Origin of the sequence: Paenibacillus rhizoplanae (assembly GCF_042684125.1) — a bacterium.
GTDB classification, from domain to species: Bacteria; Bacillota; Bacilli; order Paenibacillales; family Paenibacillaceae; genus Paenibacillus_AQ; species Paenibacillus_AQ rhizoplanae.
The window spans coordinates 95,121-105,881 of the sequence record NZ_JBHUKY010000068.1 but is presented as its reverse complement, the minus strand read 5'-3'; the positions used below and the strand labels follow the sequence as shown (position 1 = coordinate 105,881).

Annotated in this window: 5 protein-coding genes and 1 riboswitch; all 5 genes read right to left on the bottom strand. The window is 56.1% G+C overall.

Going from position 1 to position 10,761, the window contains the following annotated elements; translation table 11 throughout:
- Positions 1-400 precede the first annotated feature (400 nt).
- Complete coding sequence (locus ACFSX3_RS26740; protein ID WP_209992149.1) at positions 401-2,566, bottom strand: S-layer homology domain-containing protein; 2,166 nt, start codon at positions 2,564-2,566, stop codon at positions 401-403.
- Positions 2,567-2,780: 214 nt separating this feature from the next.
- Positions 2,781-2,973: riboswitch (cobalamin riboswitch) on the bottom strand.
- 818 nt (positions 2,974-3,791) lie between these two features.
- Positions 3,792-6,956 (bottom strand): GAP1-N2 domain-containing protein, encoded by a 3,165-nt coding sequence (locus ACFSX3_RS26735; protein ID WP_209992150.1) that lies wholly within the window; start codon positions 6,954-6,956, stop codon positions 3,792-3,794.
- Positions 6,953-8,215 (bottom strand): hypothetical protein, encoded by a 1,263-nt coding sequence (locus ACFSX3_RS26730; RefSeq protein WP_209992151.1) that lies wholly within the window; start codon positions 8,213-8,215, stop codon positions 6,953-6,955. The genes ACFSX3_RS26735 and ACFSX3_RS26730 overlap by 4 nt, the downstream gene beginning before the upstream one ends.
- A 48-nt stretch (positions 8,216-8,263) precedes the next feature.
- Complete coding sequence (locus ACFSX3_RS26725; RefSeq protein ID WP_209992152.1) at positions 8,264-8,899, bottom strand: beta-mannanase; 636 nt, start codon at positions 8,897-8,899, stop codon at positions 8,264-8,266.
- A gap of 30 nt (positions 8,900-8,929) precedes the next feature.
- Positions 8,930-10,201 (bottom strand): vWA domain-containing protein, encoded by a 1,272-nt coding sequence (locus ACFSX3_RS26720; RefSeq protein WP_209992153.1) that lies wholly within the window; start codon positions 10,199-10,201, stop codon positions 8,930-8,932.
- Positions 10,202-10,761 lie beyond the last annotated feature (560 nt).

Here is a 10,761-nt window from a genome sequence, read left to right as displayed (position 1 = left end):
AAGGGAAAAGAACGGGGGCAGTCAGCCTGTTCCCCGTTCCTTCATACACCTTATGCTTACTTTTCAACACATATCCAAACGAATTCCAACCAAATCCGCCCATCTAACGAGCCTCCAGCGCTTAGGCAACCCTATACGCCTCAACGGCTCATCGGCACGGGTGCGTTAGTTGGATTTTCTACACTTAATTCTCCCGGTTACGCATCTGTACAGAAATTAGTTGGAATTAAGGCATCTAATTCTGCCCATACCTCATCCTTCTGCAGCTTCAGACCTGAATAAGTGTCATTTATCCAACTAGCTCCCGCTCTGCAGCAAATCCAGCCAAATTAGATGTCATTTATCCACTTATCGTCGGCCCCAGCGTGCAGTACTGTCTGCTCCCAACTCCAACTAAGAACTATGGCAATCTAACCGCCACAGCAGCAGCCATCTCACGGGTTACCACAGCGGAAGGCTCGAATGCGCCCCCGGTGCCGCTCATATATCCAAGTCCCGTCACCGTACGGACAGCGGACAATGCATAGTCACTGATCTTATCTTCGTCGCTGAACTTACCAGCCCCTGCTCCAGCTGATGCCGCATCCAGCTTAAAAGCTCTAACCATCATCACAGCCATATCCTGGCGCGTAACCAGTCCGTCCGGTTTGAACGTCGTGGCCGTCACGCCGCTGATGATTCCTAGCTCCTTCGCCCGGTTCACTGTTCCATAATACCATGTACCGGCCTTAACATCACTGAAGGCCCCAGCGGAAGCCGCCGCAGACGGCTCGTTGCCGGTTAAACGAAGCAGCAGCGCTGCAAATTCAGCACGGGTAATATTCTTTTTCGGTGCAAACAGCAGGCTGCCCTCACTCACACCGTTCATCAGCTTGCGGTCATACGCCGTGTATACCGACTCCAGCGCCCAAGGCGAGATCGACTTCACATCGCCAAAAGCAGGACGGTCCGCCGCCGCAGAAGCCACCGTTACCGGGACCGTATGACGCACGATGGCAGGGGTCTTATCCTTCAGATATCCCGTAACCGTCAGGGTATATTTATTCGCTGTCAAGCCGCCGGCCACAACAGCCACGCCCGCAGCATCTGTAACTGCTGTTTTTCCGCCGATAGTTACCTGTACGCCTGCTGCCGGTGAGGTTACCGGATCGGAGGTGAAGGTCGCCTCATTCCAGACCCATTTCTTCTGGTTCACCTGCACCTTCAGATCTTGTCCAGGCTGCGGCTGTGCGGGAGTCACCGTTACGGCATCAACCACCTGCGTGTTGTCCCCGCCATAATAGACCACGATGCGGTCATTCTCCTCCAGCGCGAAGTCGCCCATCCCTACACTTGGATAGATCCATGCTCCGCCGCGTGCAACCACATACATCCAGCCATCATATCCGCCAAAAGTACCCGCAATCACGCCGCCGATCCCCGTCACATAATTGCCTGCTTCATTGACCAGGGCCAGGCGCTTGGCTGCTGCTGTCTTTTCCAGTGCCTTAAGCACATTGCCGGCGTACACGCTGCCCTCAGCCAAGGTTCCATTCGGACCTTCAACAGTAACCGAGACACTTACCTGAGGATTCTTCACTGGTGTGCCGCTAAAATCAAAGAGCTTACCGCCTGTACCAAACAGCTGGTACGCTACCATAGCCTCCAGTGCCTGCTCCGTAGAGAGAGCATTGGAGCTGCCGCCCGCAGTGTGGACGAATCCTCCATCAGCTGCGCTGAAGCTCATCAGCTTGCTGACCAGATTAATCTGGCCTTTGGTATAATCTGCTCCTGCCGGATTAATGCCGAAGGCAGACAGACCGATAATGGCCTGAGCTACACTCTCACTACTGTCGCCATATCCGCCGTTCTTGTCCTGTGCCTTAGACAACCAGGCTGCTGCCCGCTGACCGGCAGTATTCACTGCTGCTTCCTGCTTGTGTCCAGCCAGTGCGTTCAGCACCATCGCTGTCATGTCCGGATCACTCGCACCCGTAGTCAGGGTGAAGCCGCCGTCCGGGTTCTGCTTTGCCAGAATCTCTGCCAGCAGCTTAGATTGTGTCCATTTTGCATTTGCCGGGATCGTATAGCTGCCGGAATCCAGAGCCAGCAGGGCATAGACTGGATTATTCAGCGTCTGGCCGGTAATTGCATCGTGATTGTAGAGCTTCTCGATCAGGTTATAGCCTGCCACATTCGCCGGGTCGCCGCCCAGTGCCTTAACGGCAAGCGTAATCCGGGCATAGTCCGTAGCTCTGGCAAAAACACCCTTAGCCTCACTCACCTTACCTTCAAGCGCCTTCAGATAGCTGACAGGAACCTTATAGCCCGCTTGCGCAAGGCCAATTGCCTGCCAGTCCGACTGGACTCCGTTCTTCAGCATGAATTCCGCAGTAGCATAGACTGCAGCGGTTACGCTGGCTGCCTCTTTTGCGGGCAGAGCGGATACCGCTGGTGCGGAAGTCCCGCCTGCCTGTGCAGCAGCAGCTTGTCCTGCCGGGGCTACGGCTGCTCCCAGCATTGCGAACAGCATAACCACAGCAAGTCCCAGCCGTGTGAACCTGGATGATAGAGAATGGTTCTTCATAACTAACCTCTTTCCTGAAATAGAATGGATGAATCCTGCTTCCTCCGCAAATAGAGCGACAACCTAAAGACCGCCCTGTGCAGGGCGGCCGGGGAAGAATACAATACAGGGCGGCTGAAGGAGTCGATTGCTCTCCCACATTACATACAATGCAGCAATATACAGCCCTCGCCAATATCAGCATCTGCTTCCACATTCTTACCCCCGAAGAATAGAAACAACAACGAAAAAGGCAGGTCTCCTGGCTCATACTTCACCGCTTCCCCCGCCTTCCCATCCGCTTAGCAGACAGTGGCTCCTCAGGAGTTGCTCCGTATTTACAGTGGCGGGACCGCGCCGGACTTGCACCGGGCTTCCCTTTTAAGCAGATTCCTCTATTAGACATAGCCCTGCCAGCATCTGCTAGCGACAGCGCGCGGTCTCTAAGGCAAACTGCACCTTTTCCTCAAGCTTATTAAATTATAATATTCTCAAACCATCATATCGACTATTCCCCTGTATGTCTATAGACAAGCTATATCTATTCCAGCTCCCCCAAGGCTCAGCCCATTCTGCACAAAAATCCTGAACAGCACATGCCCGCTCCCCCGGCACATCGTACTATTCAGGACTATGGAGTCATTCTTCTGCTGTTAATTAAGACGTTGGCGGTACTAGCGGAGACAGGGCAGCAGGCGATTGTATTATGTACATTAGAATTCGTGTAAAAGCGGCGTATAACGCATTCTGCTGCATTTCATACAATCGATTGTGGCAACTACCCCTCCGCCGGGCCAAATTCCCAAAATCTAATGTACCGAATACAACAGAACACCATATAAGGCTCAATATGCCTCATTCTAGTGTACAAAGTACAATCGAGCAGCTAGTCGTTCATCAGGTTTAAACTAATCAGCATTAATTTAATCCCCTCGCTTGCTGAGGCTCTGCCGTACCCCGATTAAGGTGCTATTCTAGCTCCAAACGTTATTCTTAAATGCAATCTGTACAACTAAATCGTCTGATTTACCACCAAATGTACTTTTAGCTGTATTTCGTACACCTAAAATGCTTCTGTACCCAGCTTTTCGCCCATTCGAGCAAAATTAGTTGTATGGAATACACTTAGGGGAGGTATGCCTTCCTTTTCACTGTTTTTAGTTGTATAGAGTACACCTATCTCTGTAAGCAATGTTACCCGATCACATTAGTTACAAGCTTACGCGGCCTGCTTATGGCCGCTGTGTTATTCCGCGTCCGCTTCCGGGCTTGCGGAAGCGGATGGCTCCGTGCTAGGCGCGGCGGTGGCTGTAGCTTCCGGGGCGCTGCCCGGATCTGCCGCCAGCTGCAGCGAGTATCTTCCAGCGGTGATCATATCACCTGCCGCCAGCTTCGCGCCGGCTGAAAGCTCCACCGTCACCTCGTATACGCGTGACGGAGGAGTCCCCGCCGCCGCTGGAGAGGCGGTGGCTCCACTGTCCGCGCCACCGTCCGCTCCGGCGCCCACTTCACCGCTCGCATCGCCGTCCACTCCGGCGCCTGTTTCACCCTTCGCATCGCCGTCTACTCCGGCGCCTGCCTCACCCTTTGCAGCGCCGTCCACTCCGGCGCCTGCCTCACTCTTCGCACCGCCGTCCACTCCGGCGCCTGTCTCACCCTTCGCATCGCCATCCACTCCGGCGCCTGTCTCGCCCTTCGCATCGCCGTCTACTCCGGCGCCTGCTGCAACCTGGCAACTGTTAACCGTTGCCTTAACCTCGTAGTCCGTAACGCCGCTGGCGGACTCCACGCCAATCCGCTCCGGCTTGAAGGCGGAGCATTCCGCCGCATCAGTGAAGCTGAACAATAGCTTAACGCCGTTATTCTTTCCCGCTTCTCCGCTTCCTGCCCCTCCATCCACGTTCCCGCCAGTTCCTACATCACCGCTGCTATTCCCGCCGATAAGCCGGACAGAGACCGGGGCCGCTACAGCGGCTTGTCCGGTCACTGCCGGAAGCGGGCTGGGGCTGGCCACCGGCGCAGCTGTATCCTTGCCGCGTCCCCCTAGCTGGCTCAGCAGGATAACCGCCGCAATCAGAATGATCCCGAGGATGCTCCCTGAGATCAGGATTTGAAATCGGCTGCGGCTGACCCACCGCGCCAGCGGCGAAGCCAGCTGGGCGCGGGCTTCATTGTAGACAGTCTGCATAGCAGGCGTTGCTGTGTCGAGATGGGTTTTGCGGAATTCACGGTTCTTGAATGCCTCGCGGTCGCTCTTCAGGAAGTATCTCAGCACGGCCCGCTTGTAATTCGGCCACAGCTTCTTGCCAGAGCTTGCGAACAGCCAGCTATGCTGCGACCAGTCCAGGAACCGGTACACCGCCTCCTTATCATTGCCCGCCTTGCGGGCAACCAGATCCAGCAGCGCATCATAATCCAGCGGCCCGCCTTCACGTTCACTGCTGTGATAGAAGGCCAGCGGCAGCCGGTCGAACGGCTCAAGGCTCCTCGCTTCCTTCAGCCACCGCGCACCGAGCAGCTGCACATCGTCCAGCTCACGCGGCGTCAGTCCGGCAAAAATCTCCTCGTCCGGCGACTCCTCCCCGAACCAGCGGTAGGCTGCGCGCAGCGCATTCGCTTTGCGCTTCGCAATCGCGTCGAGCGGCGGCTGCCAGTCTGCCGTATCCCGGTAACGCAAGAACGAGATCTCCAGCAGCTGCTCCATCGTCAGCTCGTCCAGCGAAAGCCGGTTCAACAGGAAGCGGTCGGCAACCGTGCCCAGCTCCTCCATAACGGACAAGGCCTCCGGGTATACGCCGCCTCTGCGGCGCTGCTTCTCTGCCTGCTGAACCGCTTCATGAACAGATGTTACCGCCGATACCGGATCGGACTCCCGCTGCAGCTTCTCCAGCAGATATTCCTTGAAGGTATCCCGTACCGCTGCCTGCTGAAGCACCTCTGGAAGGCTCCGGCCGAAGTGGCCCACGAGGCGGAGGATATCTGCCGTTCCGGCAGCGGCCGCCAGCCGGGATTCCAGATACGGCTCGAACAGCGCTCTGCGGAAGAGCGATTGCGACAGCACTTTTTTGAAAAACGCCTCACTAAGCTCCGCATTGCTCTCAATAATCCCGTAAGCCGCCGCCAGCACATCCTCCCGGCCACCGGACTGGCAGTTCAGCATCCCGTTGATGAAGTAATCGACGATCTTCACCCGGTAATTATGGCCCGGCAGCGCGTAATACGACTTGAACAGTTCCAGGATCTCCACTGACGGAATCCCCTTCTTACGGATCAGATCATATTCGCGGTCGAACCGCTCCAGGAACATATCATTCAGCCGCACCCGCGAGTCCAGCTTCCCCTCCGGCTTCAGATAGGACAGCAGGCCGCCGAGTATAGCATTCTTGTTGTCTGTATATAAGGCTTCGTTGCCTTGCTCGATTTCATAAAAAACCGCCAGCTCATTGTAGAGCGCCAGCGACAGCTTGCGGTCCGCACTCTCCCCGAGCAGCAGGCTGTCGGCAAACTTAGCGAAATCACGGAGGCTTCCGCCCTTTTCCACCAGCGTCTTCCAGGCCAGATCGGCATAGATCTGCCGCGACTCGCCGAAGTCGGTATTCAGAAACCTTGCACCTGCCAGATCGAAGATATAATCCTTCTCGATATTGCGGTCGCCCGGACGCAGAGAGCCCTTCTCCACGAAGGTCAGGTGAATATATTTGCGGCTCTGCGGCTCCTTGGCATACGTGATCACTCCCAGCCTGCGGCGGAAGTCATACGGCAGCGCAGCGAAGATGACCTCCGTCAGCCGGACCGCATGCTGCGACAACTCACTGATGGGCACATCCAGCGCTACATAGATTTTCTTCTTCCCGGCTACGGACAGCATCACCGCCTGCAGCAGGGCTTTGAACAGCACTTCTGTGAATCCTAGACCGGACAGCACCGTACGCGGATCTGACGGCTCGTCCAGCGAACGGGTTGCCACGGGAATCGACTCCAGCTCAGGCAGGGTTCCGCCAGGCTCCCCCTCATAGCTCCGGGCAACCCCCGCGTGCAGCCAGCTTCCATACCCTTCGACAATCTCTTCGGAGCGGATAGGCGGCACCACGAAATTATGGGCAAAAAAAGCGCTCCGCTGCCCCGTGAAATCCGCCGCCAGATAACGGCTCTCTCCGATCACTGTCTCGTTGCTCTCCGTATGGAACAGATGCAGCGCAGCCGGATACAGCTCCTCATCCTTCTCGCCGCGTGCCGTAAGCTCAGCCGGGGCATCGTAGAGGCAGAAGGGGTGCAGGATTTTTTTGACAAAATTATTATCGAGACTCTCCGATTTCGCCACCGTATCGAAGCCCTCTGTCGAACGGTATACACCGCGGCGCTCGCGGGTATACATCTGCTGGGTGATCATGGACCCTGACAATCTGTTCACGGCCCGTCGCTCCCCTCAATATAATTCAGCTTGTGCAGAAGCCAGATGAACGGCTCATCGACCCGGATCGGACTGACCACGCCTTCCACCTTCTGATTGACCGGATTGCTGCCCAGCGCAGACACGGCGAAATACCCCGTATTGGCAAAATAAACATCCATCGTATCCTTGAACGGACGGTCTACCTTCTCAATGAAGCGCCGGATTTCACCGTCGATGTTGTGGAACTCGTCCAGGTTCAGCGTTTTGCGGTGCACATAGTTGTTGAACACATTGCTGTTCGACTTGATATAGTCGCCATCCTCATCCTTGAGGGAGTGGAGCATATCGCTTTTGGCCAAGACGACTGCGGTCGGAATCTCAGTCTTGCTCTTCTCCTGATAAGCGATGAAATCACCGAACATGGTCAGCACCACATCACGCGGCTCATCATACTGCGATACCCACTCCCCTGGGCGGTCACCGAAATTAATGCGGATCTTCTCCCGGACGGAACGGATCTGCAGCGGATCGACCATGAACAGAATCCCTGCGGAGTTCTTGATATGCTGGCCGTGCAGGCCCAGATAATCCTGATCGACCATGCCTTCACCGGCTACATCGAAGAACACCAGCGTCAGCGGGGGCTTGGATTCATCCTTGAACACGAACTGGAAAATAAACGGCTCCTGCATCTTCTCCTTCTGGGTAGACGCCAGCAGATCCCCCCGCTCGAACAGCGGTTCCTCATACAGGGTGCGGAATTTGCGGCTGATCTCGGCATTCAGCGGCATACAGGCTGCGTCGAAATGCCCTGCCGTTGTATGCTGGAGCGTATGGATCAGCGAGGTCATATAGACAGACTTCCCGACCTGGGAAGCCCCGATAATCGAGATAATATTGCTTGGCACCTTGCCGGCCGTTACAGGCAGCTCGTTATGGCAGGACGGACAGAGCCGTCTGCGGGTCATCACCCCGTAGCGGTCGGTGAGCCCGGTCAGCACATGGTCCGTATAATGATGGTACTCCTCCGGGATATCCGCCGGCTGCAGAACCGCTTCCATATCATCCACCGTATCGAGGCCGAAGCGCTCCCGGTATTTATTCAGCAGATCATCCTCACCGAGCGCATAATTCTCATCATCCTCACGGCTGTGCATGGCCCGGAACACCACTTGCTCCGGCTCAAAGCGCGTGAAGCAGAACGGGCAGACAATATCGTAATACAGCGGCCTCGCTGCGGGCTGATTCTTCTTCATGAAACGGCTAAAAAAAGACATCTCTCATCCTCCTCAGGGTTGTGTCAGCACCCGGTATGCTGCTCCCGCTCACTCGGGAACCAGCTCATAATACGTCCCGTATTTAGGCCCATCGGTGAAAAAAATACGGATAAAGTCGTCCTTGCCGACCTCAATCGGCGGGAGCTGGTTGCGCCCGGGAGCGAAGTCCTGGACGAACGGGAACCTTGCGCCGTCCTCCTTGGAGGATGGGTGCGCATCCCGCTTTTTGACGTAGCAGAGCACTTCCTTCGGCACCGGCACCTCGGCAGTAATCGTCATCTGCACGGTTTTCAGCTTGCTGAACAACCCTTTTTTGTGCTGGACCGCGTAGTAGATCCTCGCTTTGCCCGCGCTGACGAGCGCCCGGTTACCGCCATCCTGCTGGCGGACCAGCAGCGTCTCCCCATTACCGCTAAGCCGCACGTAAATGGTATAAGCCACCATCCCGATCTCGTCCAGCCGGTCCCGGTACCCGTTATTCGCTTTGTACTCTTCACGCGTATAGAGCTTCATGCCCGGGGGCGGATGCTCCTGACTGTCCGGTGCCTCCGCAGAGGCCTTATGAATATATACCGCCTGTACACCGTCCGGCCAGCGCCAGCGCAGCGTACAGAACCGGTCCTCCACTCTGGATACAACTTCGGTAATCACCGGTGCTCCAGCGTCTGCCTCGGCATACTTCATGGCAACCTGCCCCTTTCCCTGCATCTGGCTTTAGAACCCTTTACTGCCGCGGTTACGGCGGGGTGAATGAACACTGTCCGCCGGCGCATTAGCAGCTCCGGCAGCTCTTCCCCGGCGCGACAAGCGCCCTTCCCCTACAGGCACGATATACGTGAACAAGGTGAGAATGGCCGCCAGAACGAGCAGCGCCAGCAGCCGGGTCATAGGGTCCCAGAGTGTATCGCCATTCAGGCCGGATTCCAGAATCAGCCCCGCAATAAGTCCCGATACCGCGCCCCCGATACTGAAGCTCCGGGCCAGATGGCGGTTATCGAACACAATGCCAAGGCCCAGACCCAGCGCCGTACCAAGCAGCATCAAGGCCAGCACACGCACCACAGCATAATATGGGCTGTCCGCGGTCTGGTCGCTGCGTTCGGTCAGCAGTGTCCGGTCTCCCAGACGGTCATAAATCTGCTGGAATACATCGCCAAGCCGGTTCGCATCGGCCACATCATAATACTGTCCGCCGGTACCGCTGGCGATATTCTGGAGCAAACTTGCGCCGGATGGATCATCCAGGGCCAGCCCGATCGTATTCACTTTTATTCCCCGCGCCACATAGTCTGTCAGCTCCGTAGAGGTATTGAACTGGCTGACGCCGTCGGATAAAAGAATAACCATCGCCCCGCGGTCCGCGCCGTCTTCATGAATCACCTTCATCGCTTCGGCCAGCGCGCCGCTGATATTCGTTCCGCCTTCAGTCGTCTTCAGACTGCTGATGACCTCCATAACCTTCTCACGGTTCGCCGCTTTGGAGAGCGGGAGCAGCGGCTGGATCACGGAAGCTTCATTGCTGAAGGTGACTACAGCGACTTTGTTGTCTTTTTTGAGCTGCTGCACCAGATTCTTGGCCGCCGCGTAGCGTCGGTCTGACGGGTCGCTCTGCGACATGCTGCCGGAATCATCGATCACCATGACGACATTCTTAACCGGCTTGCTGCCGCCGAAGTTCAGCTCGTACACGAACTCGGTCAGCGTGCCCACGCCAAGCAGCAGCACGACCATGAGCGGGAACATTTTCCACGAGGTGCCCAGGTAACGCAGCTTCCAGGACTGTCCGTTCAGCCTCGGCGAGATCGTCTCTGCGACCAAAGCGCCTATTCCAACACATAAGGCCACGATGGCAAAATAAATGCCGACCAGCACCATCTGAGGTAAATCATACGGCCTGCGGTCCAGCAGCAGCTCACCGAGCACAAACGCTACACCCGCGCCGAGCAGACTGAACAGCAGCAGGAGCAGATTGATTTTTCGCTGCATTGCATTTCATCCTTTCCGGGAAAAGCTTGATCATCACGTACTTTCACATTCCATTCTATTGCACATCCGCCAGTGGAATGAATGAGAATTGTCCTACGAAGCCTGTTTGGTTAGGCCCGCACCCAGGTCCGGGACCCGAAGCATGGGCATTATTATGGTGAACCCTGGGATTTCGGCCGCACCCCTGTAATCAGGGGCATTAGTGCTCCTCATTTGCTGGTTCGGCGCACTTTCGGGAGAATTCAGGAGCACTAATGCTCCTCATTTGCTGGTTTGGTGCACTTTCGCTGAAATCAGGGGCACTAGTGCTCCTCATTTGGTGGTTCGGCGCACTTTCGGTAAATTCAGGGGCACTAGTGCTCCTCATTTGGTGGTTTAGCACACTCTCGGTGAAATCAGGTGCATTAATGCTCCTCATTTGGTGGTTTTGCACACTTTCGCTGAAATCAGGGGCACTAGTGCTCATCATTTGCTCATCTGGCGCGCGTACGGCGAAATCGAGATCACTATTACTTACACACGTCAGCACCAGAGGGATTTATCCCCTTCATTCAACCATC

Bases quoted from the DNA above. Each gene is read 5' to 3' on its own strand.
- ACFSX3_RS26740 (WP_209992149.1), bottom strand. From the start codon at position 2,566: ATGAAGAACCATTCTCTATCATCCAGGTTCACACGGCTGGGACTTGCT.
- ACFSX3_RS26730 (WP_209992151.1), bottom strand. From the start codon at position 8,215: ATGTCTTTTTTTAGCCGTTTCATGAAGAAGAATCAGCCCGCAGCGAGG.
- ACFSX3_RS26725 (WP_209992152.1), bottom strand. From the start codon at position 8,899: ATGAAGTATGCCGAGGCAGACGCTGGAGCACCGGTGATTACCGAAGTT.
- ACFSX3_RS26720 (WP_209992153.1), bottom strand. From the start codon at position 10,201: ATGCAGCGAAAAATCAATCTGCTCCTGCTGCTGTTCAGTCTGCTCGGC.